The following is a 23,201-nucleotide window of genomic DNA, read 5'->3' as shown; positions in this document are numbered from 1 at the left end:
CACCGTGAACCTGTCAGACAGCCAGACAGGTGGCCAGGCCCCGCGGCGCGTCAGCGCGATGGAAGCGGTCTTCGGCCACCTGCGCAGCGCCATCGAGCGCGGTGAGTACGTCGTGGGCGACAAGCTCCCCTCCGAAGCCGAGTTGTGCCGGACCCTGGAGGTCAGCCGGCCCGTGCTGCGGGAGGCGCTCCGAGCCCTCCAAGCCATCGGCCTGACCGCCTCCAAGAGCGGCAAGGGCACGTTCGTCCTGGCGAACACGGTCGAGGACCCCACCTTCGGCGACTACGTCGCCAGCGACCTGCTGGAGGTGCGCCGGCACGTCGAGATCCCGGTCGCCGGGTACGCCGCGCTGCGCCGCACCCCGGAGGACCTGGACCATCTGGGCCATCTGCTCGACCGGATGGAGCAGGAGACCGACACCACCGCGTGGGTGGCGATGGACACCGTCTTCCACCTGGCGGTGGCCGAGGCATCCCGCAACCCCGTCTTCCGCCGCGTCATCGAGGAGATCCGCGACGCACTGGCGCGTCAGTCGACCTTCCTCAACGAACTGGGCGGCCGGCGCGAGCAGTCCAACTGCGAGCACCGGGCGATCCTCGAGGCGCTGGCCGACGGTTCCGAGCACGACGCGGTGGAGGCCATGTCCCACCACCTCCTGCGGGTCGAGACGACCCTCACAGAAATCGTGCGCCCCCAGCGCGCGGCCACCTCCACGGAAGGCAGACCCGAGGCGTGAGCGAGCAGTTCCTCAAAGACGAGAAGCGCCCCACGACCCGTCACGTGGACGCCGGGGACACCGGCTACAGCAAGTCCTTGACACCCCGGCACGTCAACATGATCGCCATCGGGGGTGCGATCGGCACCGGGCTCTTCCTCGGCGCGGGCGGACGCCTCGCCGACGCCGGCCCCTCACTGTTCGTCGCCTACGCCGTCTGCGGGATCTTCGCGTTCCTCGTCGTACGCGCGCTCGGCGAGCTCGTCATGTACCGGCCGTCCTCCGGCGCCTTCGTCTCGTACGCCCGGGAGTTCCTCGGGGAGAAGGGCGCGTACACCGCGGGCTGGATGTACTTCCTCAACTGGGCGACCACCGGCATCGCCGACATCACCGCCGTCGCCACATACACCCATTACTGGCGCCTGTTCTCCGACGTCCCGCAGTGGGTGATCGCGCTCATAGCCCTGGCCGTGGTCCTCACCGTGAACCTCATCTCGGTGCGGATCTTCGGCGAACTGGAGTTCTGGTTCGCCATCGTCAAGGTCGGCGCGCTGGTCGTCTTCATGGCCATCGGGATCTTTTTCCTCGTGACCCGGCACACCATCGACGACGCCGTGCCTGGTCCGTCCCTGATCACCGACAACGGCGGGATCTTCCCCAACGGCCTGCTGCCCATGCTGCTGATCATCCAGGGCGTCGTCTTCGCCTACGCCTCCGTCGAGCTGGTCGGAGTCGCGGCCGGTGAGACCGAGAATCCCGAGGAGATCATGCCGAAGGCGATCAACTCGATCATGTGGCGCGTCGGCCTCTTCTACGTCGGCTCGGTCGTCCTGCTGTCGATGCTGATGCCGTGGAACAGCTACAGCGCAGGCCAGAGCCCGTTCGTGACCGTGCTCTCCCACATCGGCATCCCGGCGGCCGGCGACGTGATGAATCTGGTCGTTCTCACCGCGGCCATGTCCTCGCTCAACTCCGGCCTCTACTCCACCGGCCGCATCCTGCGCTCGATGGCCGTCAACGGCTCCGCCCCGAGCTTCACCGCCCGGCTGAGCCGCACCCAGGTGCCCTACGGCGGCATCCTGCTCACCAGCGGCATGTGCGTCCTCGGCGTCGGGCTCAACTTCGTCGTTCCGGCGGACGCGTTCGAGATCGTGCTCAACCTGGCCGCCATCGGCATCCTCGCCACCTGGGGCATGATCATGCTCTGCCACCTCCTCTTCTGGCGGAAGACCCGTGACGGCGAACTGACCCGTCCCTCCTACCGCCTGCCCGGGTCCCCGTGGACCGAACTCGTGACGCTGGCCTTCCTCGCCTCCGTCCTGGTCCTCATGTACGCCGACGGAGGAGCGGCGCGCACCACCGTGCTGTGCGTGCCACTGATCGCCGCGGCGTTGGTCGCCGGCTGGTACGCCGTCCGCGGCCGCGTGGCGCGCGCCGCCGCGAAGAGCGAGGGCTGAGCCAAGCGGCGGGCGCGGCCCGGTCCCCCCGGGCCGGGCCTGCCGCCGGCCACCCCGGTCAGCAGCAACCCACCACTAAACGAGGCAGTGATGCGCAGCAGTCTCCTCGCGGACGCGCCCGCGATGCGCGAGCCCCAGCATGCACCCGTCGCCCACGTCACCCGGGGCGGCGTGATCGAGGGAGTCCACTACGGATCCGTCGTCGTCCTCGGCGGTCATGGCGACGTCCGGTTGAGCGTCGGAGACATCGAGGCCGCCTGCTACCCGCGCTCAGCCCTCAAGCCGGTCCAGGCCCTCGCCATGGTGCGGGCCGGGCTGCCGCTCGACGGCGCCCTGCTCTCCCTCTCGATGGGCAGCCACTCCGGCGAGGAGCACCACCTCGCAGGTACCCGGCTGATCCTCGAACTGGCCGGCCTCACCGAGGACGACCTGCGCAACGTCCCCGACATGCCGTACGCCCCGGCGGTCCGGGATGCCTGGGTGCGCGAGGGCCGCGGGCCTTCCCGGCTCGCCCAGAACTGCTCCGGCAAGCACGCGGCGATGCTGTACCTGTGCAAGCTGGCCGGCTGGCCCCTGGAGAGCTACCTCGACCCGGGCCACCCGCTTCAGAGGGCGATCGCCGAGGTCGTCGAGGAACTCACCGGCCAGCACATCGCGAACGTCACCGTCGACGGCTGCGGAGCCCCGCTGTTCGCAGTGTCCCTGCACGGCCTGGCCCGCGCCGCCGCCCGCATCGCCACGGCCGGTCCGGACACCGCCGGGCGCCGGGTGGCGGACGCGCTGCGCGTCCACCCGGAGATGGCCTCCGGCACAGGGCGAGACGCGGCCCAGCTGATGCGCGCGGTGCCCGGGCTGCTGGCCAAGGACGGCTTCGAGGGCGTCCAGGTGGCCGCGCTGCCCGACGGCCGCGCCGTCGCAGTGAAGATCGCCGACGGGGCGGACCGGGCGCGCATCCCGGTGACGGCCGCAGCCCTCGCCCGGGCGGGAGTCGAGCCGCGGCTGCTCGCCGGGTTCGAGGGCGAGCCGATGACCGGCGGCGGCCGGCCCGTCGGCGGCATCCAGCCGGTGGCGGCGCTGAACCCGCCCAGCGTCCCCGCCACCGCCTGACTCCATGCCCTTTCACCACCTTGACCCACCCACCTCAGGAAGAGGGCCGCACACCCATGACCGCCGCCACCCGTAGCGAACACGACCTGCTCGGAGACCGCGACGTCCCCGCCGACGCCTACTGGGGCGTCCACACCCTGCGCGCCACCGAGAACTTCCCCATCACCGGGACGCCCATCTCCGCCTACCCGCACCTGATCGACGCCCTCGCCGCCGTCAAGGAGGCCGCAGCCCTCGCCAACGAGGAACTCGGCCTGCTGGAGCCCGCGAAGGCAGCCGTGATCGTCGCCGCCTGCCGGGAGATACGCGGCGGCAAGCTCCACGACCAGTTCGTCGTCGACGTCATCCAGGGCGGCGCCGGCACCTCGACCAACATGAACGCCAACGAGGTCATCGCCAATCGGGCGCTGGAGCTGCTGGGCCACGCCAGGGGCGAGTACCGGCACCTGCACCCCAACGAGGACGTCAACCTCGGCCAGTCCACCAACGACGTCTACCCGACCGCCGTTCGGATCGCGACCGCCTCGGCGGTGCGCGGCCTGCTCGAAGCCATGGCCGTCCTGCAGGCCGCCTTCGCCCGCCGGGCCGCCGAGTTCCACGACGTGCTGAAGATGGGCCGCACCCAGCTGCAGGACGCCGTACCGATGACCCTCGGGCAGGAGTTCTCCGCCTTCGCCGTCATGCTCGACGAGGACCGCAGCCGGCTCGCAGAGGCCCTCGGACTCATCCACGAGATCAACCTCGGCGCCACCGCCATCGGCACCGGCCTCAACGCCCCTGCCGGGTACGCCGAGTCGGCCCGCCGCCACCTCGCCGACATCACCGGGCTGCCCCTGGTCACCGCGGCCGACCTGGTCGAAGCCACCCAGGACTGCGGCGCCTTCGTCCAGATGTCCGGCGTCCTCAAGCGCATCGCCGTCAAACTGTCCAAGACCTGCAACGACCTGCGCCTGCTGTCTTCCGGGCCGCGCGCCGGACTCGGCGAGATCAACCTGCCGCCGGTGCAGGCGGGCTCGAGCATCATGCCCGGCAAGGTCAACCCGGTGATCCCGGAGGTCGTCAACCAGGTCGCCTTCGAGGTGATCGGCAACGACATCACCATCACCATGGCCGCCGAAGCCGGACAGCTCCAGCTCAACGCCTTCGAGCCGGTCATCCTGCACTCGCTGTCGAAGTCGGTCACCCACCTGCGCGCGGCCTGCCTCACCCTCGCCGAGCGCTGCGTGGCCGGCATCACCGCCAACACCGAGAAGCTGCGGGCCACCGTTGAGAACTCCATCGGCCTGGTGACCGCCCTGAACCCGCACATCGGATACACCGCCGCCACCGACATCGCCAAAGAGGCCCTTGCCACCGGCCGGGGCGTGGCCGAGCTCGTCCTGGAGCGAGGTCTGCTGCCGGCCGAGCGGCTCACCGCCCTGCTGCGGCCAGAGGTGATCGCGGGAGCCAGAGCGGCCGGGGCCTGACGCGGGGCTGCGTCGGCTCATGCGTGCTCTTCCCGCGAGGCCGCGGTCCTTTGCCGGGTTGCTCGTTGTGCTGATGACGGCTTCGGCCGGCATGGGGAGGCGGGATGGCAGCACCAGTGAGGGTTCGTGGCCTGTCTGAGCAGGACGGGGCACCCACCGATCGAGTGACGGGAAGGCCCTCGTGCCGACGGCCGGCTCGGCCCTGCGCACTCCCGCCGCAGCACGGCTGCAGATCACCCAAGAGAGCGGTGAGGGTCACATTGAGAGAGGCGGGCCCGGTTTCGCCTGGGAGTGTTCCTGTGGACCGGGGCGCGCAGGGCCCGACTGGGTCTTGCGAGTAGCGCCTGGAGGTGACGCCGGGTTGGGGACCACATGGGGACCAGCATCGCCGCACGCTGGTGCACCATACGTGTGTTCGCGCACGTTACCCGCCCTCAAATAGCGGCACATGTTCTGATTGCGGCCCTGGCGCAGCCATCTGGGGGTCAAGGGGTCGCAGGTTCAAATCCTGTCGTCCCGACTTTTCGAAGTCGCGGGTCAGGGGCCGTTTCAGAGCAATCCGAAACGGCCCCTTGATCGTTCCCGGGGGCCGGTCGCAGATGCTTTGAGGCCGGTCAACCGGCGGGTTTTCGGAGCGTCCTGACGCCGACGCATGGTCGGGGAACCCGATCGCGGTCCAGTGGAGCCGGAGATGCGGGGGTCAGCTGCCGAAGCCGAGGCCGAGGCGGTCGAGGGACCGCAGCCACAGGTCGCGGCGGCCCTCGTTGCGGTCGGCGCGGGCGAGGGAGCGCTGGGTGATGCCGATACCGAGGGAGCGGACGGGCTCGGGCGGGAAGGGCAGCGGCTTGCGGCGTACGAGATCGAGGGCGGTCCGCTCGGTGCGCCCGCCGGCCAGGAGATCCAGCATGACCTCGGCGCCGAACCGGGTGGCGCCGACGCCGAGCCCGGTGAAGCCGGCGGCGTAGGCGACCTTGCCGCGGTGGCTGGTGTCGAAGAAGACGCAGAAGCGGGTGCTGGTGTCGATGGCGCCGCCCCACGCGTGGCTGAAGCGGGTGCCCTCCAGCTGCGGGAAGGTGTGGAAGAACTGGCGCGCGAGCGTCGCGTACGTCTCGGGGCGCCGGTCGTGCTCGGCGCGGACGCGGCGCTGGTGCACGACGTCGTAGCCGCCCCACAGGATCCGGTTGTCGGCGGAGATCCGCACGTAGTGGAAGGCGTTGGCGGGGTCCGCCCAGCCCTGCCGGTTGTGCCAGCCGACCGAGGCGAGCCGTTGCTCGTCGAGCGGTTCGGTCATGAGGGCGTAGTCGTACACGGGGACGGTGTAAGGGCGGTGGCGGCGGACCAGGGAGGGGTACGCGTTGGTGGCGAGCGCCACCCGCCCGGCGGTGGCCCGGCCGTAGGGGGTGCGGACGGAGACGACGGCGCCGTGCTCGTCGAGGGAGAGGGCCGGGGTGTGCTCGTGGATGCGGACGCCGAGGTCGAGGCAGGCGCGCTTGAGGCCCCAGGCGAGCCGTGCCGGGTTGACCATGGCGGTGTCGCTCTTGTTCCAGACGGCGCCGAGGAAGGTGGGGGAGTCGATCTCGGCGCGGACCGCGTCGGCGTCGAGGACGGTGGTGGTGGCGCCGTACCGGGCGGCCGTCTCGGCCTCCTCGGCGAGCCAGTCGACCTGGTGGGGTTCGGTGGCGACGACCAGGGAGCCGGTGCGCTCCCAGTCGCAGTCGATGGAGTGGCGGGCCAGGGTGTCCTCCATGGCCTGGAGGTTCGCGCGGCCGAGCCGTTCGAGGACGCCTATCTCGTCGGGCCAGCGGGCGAGGCCGTTGGCGAGACCGTGGGTGAGGCTCGACTCGCAGAAGCCGCCGTTGCGGCCGGAGGCGGCGCCGCCGACTTCGTCGCCCTCGACCAGGACGACATCGGCGGAGGGGTCGCGCTCCTTGGCGGCGAGGGCGGTCCACAGGCCGGTGTAGCCGCCGCCGACGACCAGCAGGTCGCAGGTGGTGCCGCCGACGAGGGCGGGGGCGGCCCGGGGGCGGCGCGGATCGTCGAGCCAGAACGGGGTCGGATCGGCGTCCCGCAGCGAGAGCAGGGGGTCCATGGCGGCTTCCTTCGGGTGGCGGAGGAGCCCGGGCACGGGGGCTCCCTCCGAGGTGCCGCCCATGAGACCCGGCGGGAAGCGACAACGTCAATGGTGTTGACGTAAGCGTGCTCGGGTGGATCACGGGGACCGTTACCGCCCCGCGTCCGCGTCCGGGTGCAGCGCTGCGACGGCGATGAGCATCAGTTCCAGGGCGAAGGGGTAGCCGCTGTCGCGCATGTCGACGGCCAGGAGGGGGTACGCCGCCGCGATGTTCGGGTGGGTGTCGGCGGGGAGGTGGCTGTACGCGGCGTGCCAGACCTCGGCGTCGGCCGCCGCCGCCGAGGGCGGCAGGGCCGCCGCCGCGGCGTCCTGGGCGGCGAAGGCGAGCGACTGGTCGACGAACGCGTGGTAGATCCGCACCGCCAGGGCATCGGGGAAGCCGCCGTCGCGGAGGATGCCGAGGATGGTCTCGACGGCCCGGGTCTCGTGCCGGCGACCGGTGGTGCGGTGGGCGGCGAGCAGCGCGGCCTGGGGCTGGGCGAGGTACGAGGCGTGGATGCGCCGGCCCATCGAGCGCAGGTCCTCCCGCCAGTCGCCCGTGGCCGTCCACCCCTGCTGGGCGCGGCCGATGAGCTCGTCGGCGAGGGCGAGGAGCAGGGCGTCGGTGTTTCGGAAGTAGCGGTAGAGGGCGGTGGGGTCGGCGCCGAGCGCGGCCCCGAGCCTGCGGACCGAGAGGGCCTTCGCACCGTGCTGTTCGACGAGGCGCAGTGCGGTGTCGACGATGAGGCGTTCGGACAGGACCGCGCCGTGTTTGGTCGGGCGGCTGCGCCGGCGCCTGCCCTCGGGTACCACGCGTTCGGACATGGCCGGGACCTTACGTCAACACCATTGACGTGTAAACGGCTCGCGAGCTTCGATGGCGCCCGACACCCGTCCCGCGCATTCGTACGCAAGCCGTCCAGTGCATCCGTACGCAGTCTGTCCAGCGCATCCGCAGGCAAGGGAGCCGCCGCATGCCGCACGCCGATCTGGTCTTCACCGGAGGTCCCGTCCTCACCATGGATCCGGCCCGCACCCGGGCGAGTTCGCTCGCGGTCAAGGGGGAGCGGATCACCGCCGTCGGCCATGACGCGGTGCGGGAGCTGATCGGGCCCCGTACGGAGGTGGTCGACCTCGCGGGCAGGCTCCTGATGCCCGGCTTCCAGGACGCTCACGTCCATGCGGTGGGCGGGGGCAGTGAGCTGGCGGAGTGCGATCTGACCGAGATCGTCGACGTCGCCGCCTACCTGGAGCGGATCCGGTCCTACGCGCAGGCGCACCCGGACCGGGAGTGGATCACGGGCGGCGGCTGGTCGCTGGAGAGCTTCGCGGGCGGGCTGCCGACCCGTCAGCTGCTGGACTCGGTGGTGCCGGACCGGCCGGTGCTGCTGTCGAACCGCGACCACCACGGGGCCTGGGCCAACACCCGGGCCCTCGAACGGGCGGGGCTGACCGCCGCCACCCCGGATCCGGCCGACGGGCGGATCGAGCGGGAGGCGGACGGCTTTCCGAGCGGGATGCTCCAGGAGGGCGCGACGGCCCTGGTCTCGCGGCTGGTGCCGGCGAGTACGCCGGAGGACCGGCTCGCGGGTCTGCTGCGGGCGCAGGAGCTGCTGCACTCGCTCGGCATCACCGGCTGGCAGGACGCGCTGCTCGGCACCTTCAACGGGATGGGGGATCCGTCGGAGGCCTATCTGACCGCGGCGCGGGACGGTTCGCTGACCGCCCGCGTGTCGGGCGCGCTGTGGTGGGACCGTGAGCGCGGTGCCGAGCAGATCCCCGAACTGGTCGAGCGCCGCAAGGAGTTGACGTACGGCCGGTTCCGGGCCGGGTCGGTGAAGATCATGCAGGACGGGATCGCGGAGAACTTCACGGCCGCGCTGACCGCCCCGTACCTGGACGGCTGCGGCTGTGCCACGGCCAACAGCGGGCTGAGCTTCGTCGAGCCGGAGGCCCTGCGCGCCCATGTGACCGCGCTGGACGCGCTGGACTTCCAGGTCCACTTCCACGCCCTCGGCGACCGGGCGGTGCGCGAGGCGCTCGACGCGGTCGAGGCCGCCGTGGCGGCCAACGGGCGGCGCGGCAACCGCCACCACCTGGCCCACCTCCAGGTCGTCCACCCCGACGACCTGCCGCGGTTCGCGGCGCTGGGCGCCATCGCGAACATCCAGCCGTTGTGGGCGGCGCACGAGCCGCAGATGGACGCGCTGACCATCCCGTTCCTGGGCCCGGAGCGTGCCGCCTGGCAGTACCCGTTCGGCGGTCTGCTGCGGTCGGGGGCCACCCTGGCGGCGGGCAGCGACTGGCCGGTCTCCAGCCCGGACCCGCTCGCGGGCATCCACGTCGCCGTGAACCGGCGGGAGCCGGGGACCGACGACGAGCGGGTGTTCCTGCCGGAGCAGCGCATCGACCTCCTCTCGGCGATCGCCGCCTACACCGCCGGTTCCGCGCACGTGAGCGGGCTCGACGACGCCGGCAGCCTCCTCCCCGGCCATCTGGCCGACCTCGTGGTGCTCGACCGGGACATCCTGGCCGCACCCCCGGAGGAGATCGCCGACGCGCGCGTGGAGCGGACCTATGTGGGCGGCGAGCTCGTGTTCGGAGGCTGAGGATGCCGTACCGAGGAGGCGCGGACGTCGAGGCGGACCGGCACGAGAACCCCGCCGGTCTCCTTCTGCCCGTGCTCCAGCACGCTCACCAGCAATTCGATCCCGGCTTCGGCGACGGCCTCGGGGCGCAGGCTGAGCGTGGTGACCGGTGGTTCGGTGTGCACGGCCGCCTCGTCCTCGCTGACGCAGGCGAGGAGCAGGTCGCCCGGAACGTCGTAGCCGTGCCGTCGGGCCGCGCCCAGGACGAGGGGCGGGCTGGCCTCGGCGACCACGAAGAGGGCATCGGGGCGTTCCCGCCCGGCCGTCAGCGCGGTCTCGACGGCCTGGACCACCGGCCCGTTGCCGGGCTCCGTGGCCCGTACGGCCAGCTCCGGCAGCCCGTGCGCCGTACACCAGTCGCGGTGCGCGGCGAACACCTCGCGGTGGAAGCGGGTGGTGTTGTCCGGGACGACCAGTACGGGCCGCCGGGCGCCCTGGGCCAGGAAGTGGTCCAGGGTGCGTCGGACGGCGGCGACCGCGTCGACGTCCACCCAGTGGGCCTCCGGCCGGCCTTCCACGGACCGGTCGCTGAAGACCGGGATGCGGGCGGCGAGCAGGTCCTCGACGATCCGGTCGTCGGCGACGGGGTCGGCGACGATCACGGCGTCGAGGGGCAGCGCGGACCACTCGCTCTGCAGGGAGCCGGCGGGCAGCAGCACCATCGCGTAGCCGTGTCCTAGGGCGGAGGCGGCGGCGGCCCCGGTGAGCCGGGCGAAGTACGGCGACTCCAGGAAGGACCAGGGGGCGTCGGCCAGTTCGCCGACCACGTATCCGATCAGCCGGGCCCGTCCCGCGCGCAGCTGGCGTGCGGTGGCGTTGGGCCGGTACCCCATGACGCGCGCGGTCTCGCGGGCCCGCTCCCGTACCTCGGGGGAGAGCCGGCCGGTGCCGTTGAGCGCAGCCGAGACGGTCGTCTTGGACAGGCCCGCCTCGCGGGCCACGTCGACGAGACGGACGCGCGGGGTGGGCGGCGAGGGCCGCCCTCGTCGCGGTGAGGGCTGTCCGTCCTGCGGTGAGGGCTTCCCGCCGTGCCCGGAATCTTCGGTCATGGGAGCGATGCTGCCATCCTCCCGACCTCTGCAAAACCGTTCCCGCAAACCTGGTCGAAGTCTTGTGCGGGAACGTTCCCGCATCAATACTCGCTCCATCCCCCCGTGCCCGTCACAACACCCGTAAAGGGGTGGACTGCATGCGTATCCCCAGATTCATCGCATTCGCCTGTACCGCCGTGCTCGCGGCCTCCCTCACCGCCTGCTCCGGCGCCAGCCGGCCCCAGACCGGCGCCACCGGCGGTGCCGCCTTCCAGGTCACCCCGACCTCACCGCCCGCCCAGGGTCCCCTGGACTCCTTCACGTGGTCGCTGTACGCCGAGCCGTACACCCTCGACTACGCCCTCGCGTACGACTACCCGCCGAACACCGTGCTCGCCAACGTCTGCGAGCAGCTGCTCCGCGTCACCCCCGACCTGAAGATCGAGCCCGGTCTCGCGGTCAAGTGGGAGCAGCCCGACCCGCTCACACTCGTGTACACCCTGCGGCCGGGCGTGAAGTTCCACGACGGCACCACGATGGCCGCCGAGGACGTCGTCGCCTCCCTCAAGCGCCAGATGGACCCCGCCACCGGCTCCCCGTGGGCCTCGTCCTTCAAGAACGTCCACACCATCGAGGCGACCGGCCCGCTGGAGGTGACGATCCGCCTCACCAAGGCCGACGTCCTCTTCCACGAACTCATGGCCGCCTCTCCCGGCACCGTCGTGAGCGCGGCCTCCCTCGCCAAGGAAGGTCCGGACTACGGCACCCCGAAGGGCGCCCTGAACTGCACCGGACCCTTCGCCCTGGACAAGTGGGTGCAGGGCGACAGCATCACCCTGCGCGAGCACCCGGCGTACTGGGACAAGGCGCTCGCTCCGAAGTCGCGGTCCGTGAAGTTCACCTTCATCGAGGACGCGGCCGCCCGCTCCAACGCCTTCCTGTCCGGTACCGCCGACGGCGGCTACCTGGTGCCGTCCTCCTCCCTCGCCCAGCTGCGGGCAGGCGGCAACGGAGCGCTCCTCTTCGGCCCCAACACCGCGGCCGCGAACCTGGCCGTCCTCGACTTCGAAGGCCCGCTCGGCAACCTCAAGGTCCGCAAGGCCCTGTCCATGGCACTGGACCGGAAGAACATCATCAACGCGGCGGCCGGCGGCGTCGGCGTCCCCGCCAAGGCCCCCGCGGCGCGCGGTGCCTGGGCGCTCGTCCCGGAGAAGGCCGCCACCCTGTACGACACGCTGCCTGACCTCGCCCATGACGTCGAAGGCGCGAGGAAGCTGGTCAAGGAGGCCGGTGCCACCGGTCGCACGGTCACCCTCGTGACCAGCACACTCGCCCCCGAGATCAGTGTGGTCGCCAACGCGGTGCAGGCGGCCGGACGCCAGATCGGCCTCGACGTCAAGCTGAAGTCGGTCTCCCCCGAGGCGTACAGCAGCATCTTCGTCGATCCGAAGGCCCGTGACGGGCTCGACCTCGTCATCACCAACGGCTACGACAACACACCGGACCCGCTGGAGTTCTACCAGTACCTGCGCACCGGCGACTTCGGGAACTACGGCTACTGGTCCGACGCCGGATTCGACATCGCCTTCGACCGGGCCAACTCCGAGCCGGACCCGGCCAAGCGCGCCGACCTCACCGCGAAGCTCCAGGAAATCGCCCTGCGCGAGATGCCCGTCATCCCCGTGTACGAGGCACCGTACTCGGTCTTCCTCGGCAAGCGGATCACCGGCGCCCCCACCGGCATCAGCCAGCTCTACTACCCGTGGGCCGCGAAGATCGGGGCCGCACAGAAATGACCCGCTTCCTCGTCGGACGGCTCCTGGGCCTGCTGGCCGTGCTGTTCGTGACCTCGGTCGTGGTGTTCGGCGCGATCCACCTGGCCCCCGGTGACCCGGTGACCTTCCTGCTGCACGGCCGCCCGGCCACCCCCGAGGCCGTGGCCGCCCTGCGTGCGGAGCACCACCTCGACGACCCCGTCGTGGTGCAGTACGGCAAGTGGCTCGGCGGCGTCCTGAGCGGCGACCTCGGCCGCTCGGCCCAGTACCACCAGGACGTCACCTCGCTCCTCGGCTCCCGGTTGCCCGGCACCGCCCTCCTCGTCGGCTACGCGGCCCTGCTCGTCGTCGTCCTGGGGGTGAGCCTCGGCATCCTCGCGGCGCTGCGCCCCGGGCTCCTCGACCGGACCGTACTGATCGGCACGGGAGTGGTCACCGCCACCCCGTCCTTCGTCAGCGCGATCGTGCTCGTCTCGGTCTTCTCGGTCCGGCTCGGCTGGTTCCCCGGCCCCGGTGGCGGCGCCGCGGAGGGCTTCGGCGCCCGGCTCCACCAGCTCACCCTGCCGGCCTTCGCCCTCGCCCTGACGTTCGCGGGCCTGCTGGCCCGGGTCACGCGCTCCGCGATGCTCGACGAACTCGGCCGCGAGCACGTCGAGGTGGCGCGCGCCCGGGGCGTCCCGGGGCGGACCGTGGTGCGCCGGCACGTGCTGCGCAACGCGCTGGGACCCATCGTCACCGTCGGCGGCACCATGCTCGCCGGCCTGCTCATCAGCACCTCGATCGTGGAGACCGCCTTCGACGTGCCGGGGCTCGGCTCGCTGCTCGTGCAGTCGGTCACCGCGCAGGACTTCGCCGTGGTCCAGGCCGTCACCCTGCTCAGCGTGGCGGCCTTCGTCCTCGTCAACCTCGCGGTCGACCTGGTCTCCCCGCTCATCGACCCCCGTCTCTCCTCCGGGGAAGGCTCTCCATGACCTCCACCCTCACCACGGCGCCGTACCGCAGGCCGGGCCTGCGCGGACTGCGCATCTTCGGCCAGGGGCCACTGTTCGCGGTCTCGGTCGCGGTGCTCGCCGCGCTCGTCCTGGTCGCCGTGCTCGCACCCGTCCTCGCTCCGTACGACCCCGAGGCGCTCGACCTCACCGCGACCCTCGCCGGCACCACCGGCGACCACCTGCTCGGCACCGACCAGTCGGGGCGGGACATCCTGTCCCGGCTGATCCACGGCGCCCGCACCGGGCTCCTGGGGCCGCTGCTCGTCGTCGGCGTCTCCACCCTGCTCGGTCTGCTGCTCGGTGTGGTGGCGGCCTGGCGGGGCGGCTGGGCGGACACCCTCCTGTCCCGCTCGATGGACCTCGTCTTCGCGATCCCGGGACTGCTGCTCGCGATCCTGCTCGTCTCCGTCCTCGGTTCCGGCATGACCGCACCCGTCATCGCCATGTCCGTCGCCTACACCCCGTACGTGGGCCGGCTCGTGCGAGGCATCGCCCGGCAGGAGAAACAACGGCCGTACATCGAGGCGTACGTGGTGCAGGGCTGGTCCGACTGGACGGTCTGCGTCCGTCACCTGCTGCCGAACATCGCGCCCACCGTTCTCGCCCAGTCCGCGATGAACTTCGGGTACGCGCTGATGGACCTCGCGGCCCTGTCCTTCCTCGGCTTCGGAGTCCAGCCGCCGGCCGCCGACTGGGGCGCCATGATCAACGATGGCCAGGGGGCCGTCATGCAGGGGGCGATGCTCCCGGCGCTCGCGCCGTCCGCGTGCGTCGTGCTCGCGGTCGTGGCGTTCGGAATCGTCGGCGAGGGGCTCGCCGACCGGATCGCGAGGCGGGAGAGGTGAACGCCATGACCACGCCATCGACCACGCCCGTCCTGGAGATCGACGGGCTCGGAGTACGGCTCCCGGACGACCGGGCCGCCCGGCCCATCCTGGACGGGGTGAGCCTGACCGTGCGGCCCGGGGAGACCGTCGGCCTGGTCGGCGAGTCCGGCTCGGGCAAGTCGGTCGCCTGCCGCAGCGTCCTGGGACTGCTGCCCCGGGGCGCCCGGGTCGGCGGTCGGGTCCGGGTCTCCGGGCGGGACGTGCTGAGCATGCGCCCGCGGGAGCTGGCCGGGCTGCGGACCCGCGAGGTCGCCATGGTCTTCCAGGACCCGCGTGCCTCCGTCAACCCGCTGCGCAGAGTGGGCGACTTCCTCGCCGAAGGGCTGCAGGCCTGCGGCACCCCCGCCGACCGGACCGCCGCGCGGGCCGAGGAACTCCTCGACGCCGTCGGTATCCGCGATCCGCGCGGCGCCCTGCGCCGCTTCCCGCACCAGTTCTCCGGCGGAATGCTCCAGCGGGTCGTCATCGCCGCTGCCCTCGCCGCCGAGCCGGCCCTGCTCCTCGCCGACGAACCGACCACCGCGCTGGACGTCACCACCCAGGCCGAGGTGATCGCGCTCCTGGCCGGGCTGCGGGCCGAGCGCGGCACCGGGATGCTCTTCGTCACGCACGACTTGGAGCTGGCCTCGGCGATCTGCGACCGGGTGTACGTGATGTACGCCGGCCGGATCGTCGAGACCCGATCCACCGACGAGCTCTTCGACCGGCCGCGCCACCCGTACACGGCGGGGCTCCTCGCCTCCACTCCGCGCATCGAAGCGGGCTCGCCCCCGCCCCGGCCCATCCGGGGCCGGCCGGTATCGCTGTCCGAGGCCCCGCCCGGCTGCGCGTTCGCAGCCCGCTGCCCGCACGCGGTGCCGCGCTGCGCCGAGGAGACGCCCGTACTCGCACCGCACGGCGAGGGCCTGGCCGCGTGCCTGCGCGCCGAGGAAGGAATCACGCTGTGACGGAGGGACTGGTGGTCGAGGGGCTGCACAAGCGGTACGGGGAGCACACGGCGGTCGACGGGGTGTCGTTCTCGCTGCCGCCCGGCGGTTCGCTCGCGATCGTCGGCGAGTCCGGCAGCGGCAAGACGACGACGGTCCGGATGCTCGTGGGCCTGGAGCGCGCGGACGGCGGTACGGTCCGGCTCGACGGCCGGGACCGTTCCGCCCGCGCCCGCGGCCGCGCCGAACGGATCGCCCGGGCGCGGGAGATCCAGATGGTCTTCCAGGATCCCTACCTGTCGCTCGATCCGAGGGTGACGGTGAGCGGCTGCCTGGACGAGGTGCTGCGGCTGCACACCGACCTGGACGCCGCCGCGCGCCGGGTCCGTGTCGCCGGACACCTGGATCAGGTCGGCCTCGGGACCCGGGAGGCGGCGGCCTTGCCGCGCGACCTGTCCGGCGGGCAGCGCCAGCGCGTGGCGATCGCGCGCGCCCTCGCGGTGGAGCCCCGGGTGCTGGTGCTGGACGAGGCGGTCGCCGCGCTGGACGTGTCCATCCAGGCCCAGATCCTCGAACTGCTGCGTGAGATCCGCCGCGAGGCGGGGATCGGCTTCCTGTTCGTGACCCACGACCTGGCCGTCGTACGCCACATCGCGGACGAGGTGCTCGTCCTGAAGTCGGGCAGGGTGATGGAGTCGGGCCCCGCGGACCGGGTGCTCGACGCGCCGGAGCACCCGTACACCCGGCTGCTGCTCAGCTCGGTGCCGCGGCGCGGCAGTCTGACCGGCGGAGGCGGCTGAGGGCCGCCCGACGGGCGGGCGTCCCGTCGGGCGGGCGTCCCGCGCGGTCAGGCCAGGGAGCGCCACGTGCGCTGCAGTGCCTGCCGGAATCCGTCGACCTCCTCCGGCGTCAGGTCGGCGACCATGCGCTCCTCCAGCGCGCGGGCCGGTCCGGCGTACTCGTCCAGGAGCCCCTTGCCCGCCTCGGTCAGCAGGACGAGGCGCTCCCGGCGGTTGTCCGGGTTCGGCTCGCGGCGGATCAGGCCGCGGCTCTCCAGGGCGCGGACCATGTCGGCCATGGTCTGGGCGGTGACGAACGAGTCGCGGGCGAGCTGGGCGGCGGAGATCCCGTCGTGCCGGTCCAGGACGGTGAGGGCGGTGTACTGCAGGGCGGTGATGCCCGCAGGCCTGACCAGCTCTTCGAGACGGGCCCGCACCGCCAGTTCCGTTCGTTTGACCAGGTAGAGCAGCGAGGTGCTCACGTTCGTCCTCCTGTGGTGGTGCCGGGTGGATGGCGGGTACACCCTAAGGCATTGACAGGAATCCTGTTGGTTGGCGAGACTGTCATTCGACAGGATTCCTGTCGGTTGAGCCCGGCCGTCCGCCGGTGCTCCCGGCATCCCACCCACCCCTCACGAGAGGTACCCCTCATGGATCTGCACGGGAAGGTCGCCGTCGTCACCGGCAGCGGACGCGGCCTCGGCCTCGGATACGCCCGAGCCCTCGCCGCCGCCGGCGCCGCGGTCATCGTCAACGACGTCGACCGGGACGCGGTCGACGCCGCCGTCGCCACGATCCGGTCCGAGGGCGGCACGGCGGCCGGAGTCGTCGCGGCCGTCGGAGACGGCGCGGCGGCCCAGGCGCTCGTGGACACCGCGGTAGGGGAATTCGGCCGCCTGGACGTGCTCGTCACCAACGCCGGCATCCTGCGCGACCGCGTGCTGTGGAAGATGACCGACGCCGACTTCGACGACGTCGTCCGCGTCCACCTGCGCGGCACCTTCACCTGTGCCCGGGCGGCCGCCGTCCGGATGCGGGAGCAGGGCACCGGTGGCAGTCTCGTCCTGATCTCCTCGCCCGCCGGACAGCGTGGCAACTTCGGTCAGACCAACTACGCCGCCGCCAAGGCCGGCATCGTGGCCATGGCGCGCACCTGGGCCATGGAGCTGGGCCGCTCCGGCATCACCGTCAACGCGGTCGTCCCGGTCGCCGCCACCGAGATGACCAGGACCATCCCGGCCTTCGCCCCCGTCATCGAGGAGTCCGAGCGCACCGGCGGTCCGCTGCCGGACTGGCTGCGCAAGGACGAGGGCCTCGGCACCGTCGAGGACGTCGCCGGGCTCATCACCTTCCTCGCCTCCGACGCCGCGAAGGACGTGACCGGACAGGCCATCGGCATAGGCGGCGACCGGCTCGCCCTGTGGGCGCACCCCAAGGAGAAGGCGACCGCCTTCGCCGACGGAGGCTGGAGCGCCGAGGCGATCGCGGCGCAATGGCCCGGTGGCGTCGGAGCCGAACCCGAGACGTACGGCATCCCCGCGCCCCAGGCCCCGGAGGCATGACATGGGAGACCGTGCCTACGAACCCGCGCTCGACCTCGACCGCCTGACCGCCATCGACATGCACACGCACGCCGAGGTCGCCAAGGACGGCCGCACCGCGCTCGGCCCCGAACTCCTCGGCGCCTCCGAGAAGTACTTCAAGGCCCACGGACACCGGCAGCCCACCATCGAGGAGATGGCCGACCACTACCGCGAACGGAGCATGGCGGCGGTCGTGTTCACCGTCGACGCCGAACACGCCACCGGGCACCCGCGGATCTCCAACGAAGAGATCGCGGAGAGCTGCGCCGCCCACGCCGACGTGCTGATCCCGTTCGCCGGCATCGACCCGCACAAGGGCCGCGCCGGAGTGCTGGAGGCGCGGCGCCTGGTGGAGGAGCACGGCGTGCGGGGGTTCAAGTTCCACCCCAGCCTCCAGGCGTTCGCCCCGAACGACCGCCTCGCCTACCCCCTGTACGAGGCCATCGAGGAGCTCGGCGTCCCGGCCCTGTTCCACACCGGCCAGACGGGCATCGGCGCCGGGGTCCCGGGCGGCGGCGGCATCCGGCTGAAGTACTCCGATCCGATGCTCGTCGACGACGTCGCCGTCGACTTCCCGCACCTGCGGATCATCCTCGCCCACCCCTCGTTCCCCTGGCAGGACGAGGCCCTGGCGGTGGCCACCCACAAGCCGCACGTCCACATCGACCTGTCCGGCTGGTCCCCGAAGTACTTCCCGCCCCAGCTCGTGCGGTACGCCAACACCCTCCTCAAGGACAAGGTCCTCTTCGGCTCCGACTACCCGGTCATCACCCCCGACCGCTGGCTCGCCGACTTCGAAACGCTCGACATCAAGCCCGAGGTCCGGCCGAAGATCCTCAAGGAGAACGCCGCCCGCCTGCTCGGCCTGCTCACCGACTGAAGGGATCGCCGTGTTGAACCAAGGCATCGGCTCCTGGCCGGCACGCCGGGCCCGCAGGACCCCCGACCGGATCGCCCTCGTCCACCAGGACCGCACCCGGACCTACCGCGAACTGCACCACCGCGTCCTGCGGTGCGCCCATGCCCTGCGCGCGCTCGGCGTCCGGCGCGGCGACCGGATCGCCTACCTGGGCCCGAACCACCCGGCGTTCCTGGAGACACTGTTCGCCGCGGGTGTGCTCGGGGCGGTCTTCGTCCCGCTCAACACCCGGCTCGCGGCGCCGGAACTGGCGTACAACCTGACCGATTCCGGCAGCACGGTCCTCATCCACGCGCCCGAGCAGACCGAGGCCGCCCGGGCAGCGGCCGACGAGGCCGACGTGGTGCGGCACCGGATCACTCTCGCGGCGCCCGGCCCCGCGGGCCTCGTCTACGAGGAACTGCTCGCCGCGAACGGACCCGAGCCCCTGGACGAGGCCGTCGCCCCCGGCGACCCGTGCATGATCATGTACACCTCCGGGACCACGGGCCGGCCCAAGGGTGCCGTGCTCACCCACGGCAACATCATCTGGAACAGCGTCAACGTGATCGTCGACACCGACCTCGCCGGCGACGAGGTCACCCTGGTCGTGGCACCGCTGTTCCACACCGCCGGCCTCAACATGACCTGCCTGCCCACCATCCTGAAGGGCGGCCAGGTGGTGCTGCTCGACGCCTTCGACGCCGAGCGGGTCCTGGAAACCGTCGAACGCCGACGTGTCACCTACATGTTCGGCGTCCCCGCGATGTACGACGCGATGGCCGCCCGGCCCCACTGGGCGACCACCGACCTGTCCAGCCTGCGCACCCTCAACTGCGGCGGCGCGCCGGTCCCGGCCCGCACCATCGCCGCGTACCTCGACCGCGACCTGGCCTTCAGCCAGGGCTACGGCATGACCGAGGCGTCCCCGGGCGTCCTGTTCCTGGGCCGGGAGCAGACCTCGGCCAAGGCCGGTTCCGCCGGCGTACCCCACTTCTTCACCGACACGCGCCTCGTCCTGCCCGATGGGACCGACGCCGCTCCCGGGGAGCGGGGCGAGGTGCTCGTCCAAGGCCCGAACGTGATGAGCGGCTACTGGGACCGGCCCGAGGACACCGAGGCCGCCTTCACCGACGGCGACTGGCTGCGTACGGGCGATGTCGCCCGGCTCGATGCCGACGGCTACGCCTACGTCGTGGACCGGGTGAAGGACATGTTCGTCTCCGGCGGCGAGAACGTCTACCCGGCCGAGGTCGAAGGCGTCCTCCTCACCCACCCCGCCGTCGAGGAGTGTGCCGTCGTAGGCGTGCCGGACCCGGTCTGGGGCGAGGTCGGCCGCGCCGTCGTCGTCCTCAGGCCCGGAAGCCGCGCGGACGAGCACGATCTGCTCGGCCACCTCCAGGGCCGGCTCGCCAAGTACAAGATTCCCAAATCGGTGGTCCTCACGGACGTCCTGCCCCGCACGGCCTCCGGAAAGATCCTCAAACCCGCCGTGCGCGACCGCTACGCGGACTGACCCGCCGGCTCCTCGCGCGTCGCCCGTGTCCCGCCGGGAGCAGGCCCCGGGCCGGGCCCGTTCCCACCCCTTTCACCCTCTCCTCACCCTCTGCTCACCCTCTGCCGAACGGACCGATTCACGATGCCCACCACCGCCCACGGCCTCGACGCCCTCACCGCCCTCAGCGGAGCCGACCTCGGCCACACCGCATGGCGGGAGATCACCCAGGTACGGGTGAACACCTTCGCCGACGCGACCGACGACCACCAGTGGATCCACACCGACCCGGAGAAGGCCAAGACCGGCCCGTTCGGCGGCCCGATCGCCCACGGCTACCTCACCCTCTCCCTCGTCATCCCGATGTTCGGCGAGCTCCTGGACATCACCGGCATCTCCATGAGCGTCAACTACGGCCTGGACAAGGTCCGTTTCCCCAGCCCCGTCCCCGTCGGCGCGAGGGTCCGGCTCCACGGGGCCGTCGGCCCCGTGGAGGAGATCAAGGGCAACGGCGTGCAGATGCCCCTCACGTTCACCATCGAGGTCGAGGGCAGCGCCAAGCCGGCCTGCGTGGCCCAGGCCGTCTACCGCCACTACGCCTGAGGGGACACCATGAACAAGGCATTGGCCTGCGTGGTCCGGGCCGTCCACCGCCACTGCGCCTGAGGGGACACCATGAACAAGGTCGTGGCCGGCGCCGCCCAGGCGGTGGCGGACATACCCGACGGCGCGTCCGTCGCGGTGGGCGGTTTCGGGCTCAGCGGAGTGCCGAAGGCCCTCATCCAGGCGCTGTACGAGCAGGGGACGAGCGGGCTGCGCATCGTCTCCAACAACTGCGGTGCGAACGGCGAAGGCCTCGCCCTGCTGCTGTCGGCCGGCCGGATCGCCCGGGTCACGGGGTCGTACGTCGGCGCGAACAAGGAGTTCGCCCGCCAGTACCTCGCCGGCGAGCTGGAGCTGGAGATGATCCCCCAGGGCACGCTCGCCGAACGCCTGCGGTCGGGCGGTGCCGGAATCCCCGCCTTCTACACCCCCGCCGGTGTCGGCACCCTGGTCGCCGACGGCGGACTGCCCTGGCGCTACGACGGTGCGGGCGGGGTCGCGGTGGCCTCGCCCGCCAAGGAGGTACGGGTCTTCGACGGAGTCGAGTACGTACTCGAACACGCGATCCGCACCGACGTGGCCCTGGTACGCGCCGCCGTCGGCGACCGGCACGGCAACCTCGTCTTCGCCAAGTCCGCCCGCAACTTCAACCCCCTCGCCGCACAGGCGGGCAGGGTGACGATCGCCGAGGTCGAGCGCCTCGTCGAGCCGGGCGAGATCGACCCGGACGCCGTGCACCTCCCCGGTGTCTTCGTCCAGCGCGTCGTCGCGCTCGGCCCGGACGAGGCCGCCGCCAAGGGCATCGAGAAGCGCACCACACGAGGGGCACACCACTGATGGCGTGGACACGAGAGGAAATGGCCGCGCGGGCCGCCCGCGAGCTTCGCGACGGAGAGTACGTCAACCTCGGCATCGGCCTGCCGACCCTGATCCCCGACCACATGCCCGCCGGGGTCGAGGTGGTGCTGCACTCCGAGAACGGGATCCTGGGCACCGGCCCCTATCCCTACGAGGAGGACGTCGACCCCGACCTGATCAACGCCGGCAAGGAGACGGTCACCGTCCTGCCCGGGGCGTCGTACTTCGATTCGGCGCTGTCCTTCGGCATGATCCGCGGCAGCCACATCGACACCGCCGTCCTCGGCGCCATGCAGGTCTCCGCCCGCGGCGACCTCGCCAACTGGGCCGTCCCCGGGAAGATGATCACCGGTATCGGCGGGGCCATGGACCTCGTCCACGGAGCCCGCCGGGTCATCGTCACGATGACCCACACCACCAGGGACGGCAGCCCCAAGATCGTGGCCACGTGCGACCTCCCCCTCACCGGCCGGGCGTGCGTCCAGCGCGTCATCACCGACCTCGGCGTCCTGGACGTCACGGCCGGCGGCCTGGTCCTCGTCGAACGCGCTCCGGACGTGTCCGTCGAACGGATCCTCGCCGCGACCGCCGCCGACGTCCACGTCCCCGAGGAACTACGATGAAGGCACGCACCGTCTACGTCGTCGACGCCGTCCGGACCCCCTTCGGCCGGTACGGGGGCGCCCTCGCCTCCGTCCGCCCCGACGACCTGGCAGCCCACGCCCTGCGCGAACTGCTGGCCCGGACGCCGCGGCTGGACCCCTCCCGCATCGGAGACGTGTTCCTCGGGAACGCCAACGGCGCCGGCGAGGAGAACCGCAACGTCGCCCGCATGGCCGCGCTCCTCGCCGGCCTGCCGGTGACGGTCCCCGGTGTCACCGTGAACCGGCTGTGCGCGGGCGGCCTCGAAGCGGTGATCCAGGCGGCCAGGGCGATCGCCGTCGGCGACGTGTCCATCGCCGTCGCCGGCGGCGTGGAGTCCATGACCCGCGCCCCCTGGGTCCTGCCGAAGCCCGACCGCGCCCACCCCGCGGGACACACCGGGATGTACTCCACCACCATCGGCTGGCGCATGGTCAACCGCGCGATGGAGCCACGCTGGACCGTCGACCTCGGCGAGTGCGCCGAACTCGTCGCGGACAAGCACGGCATCACCCGGGAACGGCAGGACGCCTTCGCGCTCTCCTCGCACCGCAAGGCGAGCGCCGCCCGCGCCGCAGGCCTGTTCGACGACGAGATCGTCCCCCTGGCCGTGCCCGGCCGCAAGGGCGGGAGCACCCGCGTCACCGCCGACGAGTGCGTCCGTGAGGACGCCTCCGGCACGGCCCTGGCCAAGCTCGCACCGGCGTTCCGGCCCGAAGGCGGCACCGTCACCGCGGGGAACGCCTCACCCCTCAACGACGGCGCCGCCGCCCTGCTGCTCACCGACGAGCGGGGACTGGCGGAGTGCGGCCGCGAACCCCTCGCCCGCATCAGCGCGTCCGCCGTCACCGCGATCGAACCGCAGTGGTTCGGCCTCGGCCCGGTCGAGGCCGTACGGCGGGCCCTGGACAAGGCCGGCCGCACCTTCGGCGACCTGACCGTCATGGAACTCAACGAGGCGTTCGCCGCCCAGGCCCTCGGCTGCGTCGCCGAATGGCCGGAGCTCGACCCCGGCGTACTGAACCCGCTCGGCGGCGCCATCGCCCTCGGCCATCCCCTCGGGGCCTCCGGCGCCCGCCTCGCGGGCACCGTCGCCCACCAGCTCGCCCGCCGGGGCTCGGGCACCGGAATCGCCGCCCTGTGCATCGGCGTCGGCCAAGGCCTGGCCCTCGTCCTCGCACGCTGACCTCTCGTCCCCGAACGCCGGCCCCTCATCCCCGAACGCTCCC

21 protein-coding genes are annotated in these 23,201 nt (G+C 72.1%); 17 read left to right on the top strand and 4 right to left on the bottom strand.

Features of this window, described 5'->3' with window-relative positions:
• The first annotated feature begins 4 nt into the window (after positions 1–4).
• From OG295_RS04465 to aspA, 4 genes are all read left to right on the top strand, one after another.
• On the top strand, positions 5–736 hold the full coding sequence (locus OG295_RS04465; protein ID WP_078613352.1) for a FadR/GntR family transcriptional regulator: 732 nt from the start codon (positions 5–7) through the stop codon (positions 734–736).
• Positions 733–2,172 carry an amino acid permease gene (locus OG295_RS04460; RefSeq protein WP_371675650.1) on the top strand — a complete coding sequence of 480 codons (1,440 nt, stop codon included), beginning with the start codon at positions 733–735 and terminating at the stop codon, positions 2,170–2,172. Before OG295_RS04465 ends, OG295_RS04460 begins: the two co-directional genes overlap by 4 nt.
• 90 nt (positions 2,173–2,262) lie before the next feature.
• Positions 2,263–3,279 carry an asparaginase gene (locus OG295_RS04455; protein ID WP_371675649.1) on the top strand — a complete coding sequence of 339 codons (1,017 nt, stop codon included), beginning with the start codon at positions 2,263–2,265 and terminating at the stop codon, positions 3,277–3,279.
• Between the two features lie 56 nt (positions 3,280–3,335).
• Complete coding sequence (aspA, locus tag OG295_RS04450) at positions 3,336–4,745, top strand: aspartate ammonia-lyase (protein ID WP_371675648.1); 1,410 nt, start codon at positions 3,336–3,338, stop codon at positions 4,743–4,745.
• Between the two features lie 700 nt (positions 4,746–5,445).
• On the opposite strand, the gene OG295_RS04445 is transcribed toward aspA, so the two are convergent.
• Together OG295_RS04445 and OG295_RS04440 are read right to left on the bottom strand one after the other, a co-directional pair.
• Positions 5,446–6,834, bottom strand: a complete 1,389-nt coding sequence (locus OG295_RS04445) for an NAD(P)/FAD-dependent oxidoreductase (protein WP_371681104.1) — start codon at positions 6,832–6,834, stop codon at positions 5,446–5,448.
• Positions 6,835–6,966: 132 nt separating this feature from the next.
• A complete protein-coding gene (locus tag OG295_RS04440; protein WP_371675647.1) occupies positions 6,967–7,680 on the bottom strand; it encodes a helix-turn-helix domain-containing protein in 714 nt (237 codons plus the stop codon).
• A gap of 149 nt (positions 7,681–7,829) precedes the next feature.
• Here OG295_RS04440 and OG295_RS04435 point away from each other — a divergent pair, with 149 nt between their 5' ends.
• Positions 7,830–9,464 carry an amidohydrolase gene (locus OG295_RS04435; RefSeq protein WP_371675646.1) on the top strand — a complete coding sequence of 545 codons (1,635 nt, stop codon included), beginning with the start codon at positions 7,830–7,832 and terminating at the stop codon, positions 9,462–9,464.
• Here the strand turns inward: OG295_RS04435 and OG295_RS04430 are convergent.
• On the bottom strand, positions 9,431–10,552 hold the full coding sequence (locus tag OG295_RS04430; RefSeq protein WP_371675645.1) for a LacI family DNA-binding transcriptional regulator: 1,122 nt from the start codon (positions 10,550–10,552) through the stop codon (positions 9,431–9,433). The two genes, OG295_RS04435 and OG295_RS04430, sit on opposite strands and share 34 nt — an antisense overlap.
• Before the next feature lie 140 nt (positions 10,553–10,692).
• Between OG295_RS04430 and OG295_RS04425 the strand changes: the two genes are divergently transcribed.
• From OG295_RS04425 to OG295_RS04405, 5 genes are read left to right on the top strand one after another with little or no spacing between them, the layout of a single operon-like run.
• Entirely contained in the window at positions 10,693–12,330 is a 1,638-nt protein-coding gene (locus OG295_RS04425) for an ABC transporter substrate-binding protein (protein ID WP_371675644.1), read from the top strand.
• Entirely contained in the window at positions 12,327–13,280 is a 954-nt protein-coding gene (locus OG295_RS04420) for an ABC transporter permease (RefSeq protein WP_371675643.1), read from the top strand. The genes OG295_RS04425 and OG295_RS04420 overlap by 4 nt, the downstream gene beginning before the upstream one ends.
• Complete coding sequence (locus tag OG295_RS04415) at positions 13,277–14,146, top strand: ABC transporter permease (protein ID WP_371675642.1); 870 nt, start codon at positions 13,277–13,279, stop codon at positions 14,144–14,146. Before OG295_RS04420 ends, OG295_RS04415 begins: the two co-directional genes overlap by 4 nt.
• A 5-nt stretch (positions 14,147–14,151) precedes the next feature.
• Complete coding sequence (locus OG295_RS04410) at positions 14,152–15,135, top strand: ABC transporter ATP-binding protein (protein WP_371675641.1); 984 nt, start codon at positions 14,152–14,154, stop codon at positions 15,133–15,135.
• Entirely contained in the window at positions 15,132–15,914 is a 783-nt protein-coding gene (locus tag OG295_RS04405; RefSeq protein WP_371675640.1) for an ABC transporter ATP-binding protein, read from the top strand. The genes OG295_RS04410 and OG295_RS04405 overlap by 4 nt, the downstream gene beginning before the upstream one ends.
• 47 nt (positions 15,915–15,961) lie before the next feature.
• On the opposite strand, the gene OG295_RS04400 is transcribed toward OG295_RS04405, so the two are convergent.
• A complete protein-coding gene (locus OG295_RS04400) occupies positions 15,962–16,375 on the bottom strand; it encodes a MarR family winged helix-turn-helix transcriptional regulator (protein ID WP_371675639.1) in 414 nt (137 codons plus the stop codon).
• Positions 16,376–16,543: 168 nt separating this feature from the next.
• On the opposite strand from OG295_RS04400, the gene OG295_RS04395 reads away from it, so the two are divergent.
• From OG295_RS04395 to OG295_RS04365, 7 genes are all read left to right on the top strand, one after another.
• The gene (locus OG295_RS04395) at positions 16,544–17,455 is read left to right on the top strand and encodes an SDR family oxidoreductase (RefSeq protein ID WP_371675638.1); all 912 of its coding nucleotides are present in this window, start codon (positions 16,544–16,546) and stop codon (positions 17,453–17,455) included.
• 1 nt (position 17,456) lies between these two features.
• Positions 17,457–18,356: an amidohydrolase family protein gene (locus OG295_RS04390; protein ID WP_371675637.1), complete on the top strand. Its 900-nt coding sequence runs from the start codon at positions 17,457–17,459 to the stop codon at positions 18,354–18,356.
• A 10-nt stretch (positions 18,357–18,366) separates the two neighbouring features.
• On the top strand, positions 18,367–19,890 hold the full coding sequence (locus OG295_RS04385) for a long-chain fatty acid--CoA ligase (protein ID WP_371675636.1): 1,524 nt from the start codon (positions 18,367–18,369) through the stop codon (positions 19,888–19,890).
• 123 nt (positions 19,891–20,013) lie between these two features.
• A complete protein-coding gene (locus tag OG295_RS04380; RefSeq protein ID WP_371675635.1) occupies positions 20,014–20,472 on the top strand; it encodes a MaoC family dehydratase in 459 nt (152 codons plus the stop codon).
• 72 nt (positions 20,473–20,544) lie between these two features.
• Complete coding sequence (locus OG295_RS04375; protein WP_371675634.1) at positions 20,545–21,309, top strand: CoA transferase subunit A; 765 nt, start codon at positions 20,545–20,547, stop codon at positions 21,307–21,309.
• Positions 21,309–21,953 (top strand): CoA transferase subunit B, encoded by a 645-nt coding sequence (locus OG295_RS04370; protein WP_371675633.1) that lies wholly within the window; start codon positions 21,309–21,311, stop codon positions 21,951–21,953. The genes OG295_RS04375 and OG295_RS04370 overlap by 1 nt, the downstream gene beginning before the upstream one ends.
• On the top strand, positions 21,950–23,158 hold the full coding sequence (locus OG295_RS04365) for an acetyl-CoA C-acyltransferase (protein WP_371675632.1): 1,209 nt from the start codon (positions 21,950–21,952) through the stop codon (positions 23,156–23,158). The genes OG295_RS04370 and OG295_RS04365 overlap by 4 nt, the downstream gene beginning before the upstream one ends.
• The last annotated feature ends 43 nt before the right edge of the window (positions 23,159–23,201 follow it).

Origin of the sequence: Streptomyces sp. NBC_01276, from assembly GCF_041435355.1 — a bacterium.
GTDB lineage: Bacteria > Actinomycetota > Actinomycetes > Streptomycetales > Streptomycetaceae > Streptomyces.
The sequence above is the reverse complement of the archived record's forward strand: the minus strand, read 5'-3'. Positions and strand labels throughout refer to the sequence as shown.

Bases quoted from the DNA above. Each gene is read 5' to 3' on its own strand.
- OG295_RS04455 (WP_371675649.1), top strand. From the start codon at position 2,263: ATGCGCAGCAGTCTCCTCGCGGACGCGCCCGCGATGCGCGAGCCCCAG.
- aspA (WP_371675648.1), top strand. From the start codon at position 3,336: ATGACCGCCGCCACCCGTAGCGAACACGACCTGCTCGGAGACCGCGAC.
- OG295_RS04445 (WP_371681104.1), bottom strand. From the start codon at position 6,834: ATGGACCCCCTGCTCTCGCTGCGGGACGCCGATCCGACCCCGTTCTGG.
- OG295_RS04440 (WP_371675647.1), bottom strand. From the start codon at position 7,680: ATGTCCGAACGCGTGGTACCCGAGGGCAGGCGCCGGCGCAGCCGCCCG.
- OG295_RS04435 (WP_371675646.1), top strand. From the start codon at position 7,830: ATGCCGCACGCCGATCTGGTCTTCACCGGAGGTCCCGTCCTCACCATG.
- OG295_RS04430 (WP_371675645.1), bottom strand. From the start codon at position 10,552: ATGACCGAAGATTCCGGGCACGGCGGGAAGCCCTCACCGCAGGACGGA.
- OG295_RS04425 (WP_371675644.1), top strand. From the start codon at position 10,693: ATGCGTATCCCCAGATTCATCGCATTCGCCTGTACCGCCGTGCTCGCG.
- OG295_RS04420 (WP_371675643.1), top strand. From the start codon at position 12,327: ATGACCCGCTTCCTCGTCGGACGGCTCCTGGGCCTGCTGGCCGTGCTG.
- OG295_RS04415 (WP_371675642.1), top strand. From the start codon at position 13,277: ATGACCTCCACCCTCACCACGGCGCCGTACCGCAGGCCGGGCCTGCGC.
- OG295_RS04410 (WP_371675641.1), top strand. From the start codon at position 14,152: ATGACCACGCCATCGACCACGCCCGTCCTGGAGATCGACGGGCTCGGA.
- OG295_RS04395 (WP_371675638.1), top strand. From the start codon at position 16,544: ATGGATCTGCACGGGAAGGTCGCCGTCGTCACCGGCAGCGGACGCGGC.
- OG295_RS04390 (WP_371675637.1), top strand. From the start codon at position 17,457: ATGGGAGACCGTGCCTACGAACCCGCGCTCGACCTCGACCGCCTGACC.
- OG295_RS04380 (WP_371675635.1), top strand. From the start codon at position 20,014: ATGCCCACCACCGCCCACGGCCTCGACGCCCTCACCGCCCTCAGCGGA.
- OG295_RS04375 (WP_371675634.1), top strand. From the start codon at position 20,545: ATGAACAAGGTCGTGGCCGGCGCCGCCCAGGCGGTGGCGGACATACCC.
- OG295_RS04370 (WP_371675633.1), top strand. From the start codon at position 21,309: ATGGCGTGGACACGAGAGGAAATGGCCGCGCGGGCCGCCCGCGAGCTT.
- OG295_RS04365 (WP_371675632.1), top strand. From the start codon at position 21,950: ATGAAGGCACGCACCGTCTACGTCGTCGACGCCGTCCGGACCCCCTTC.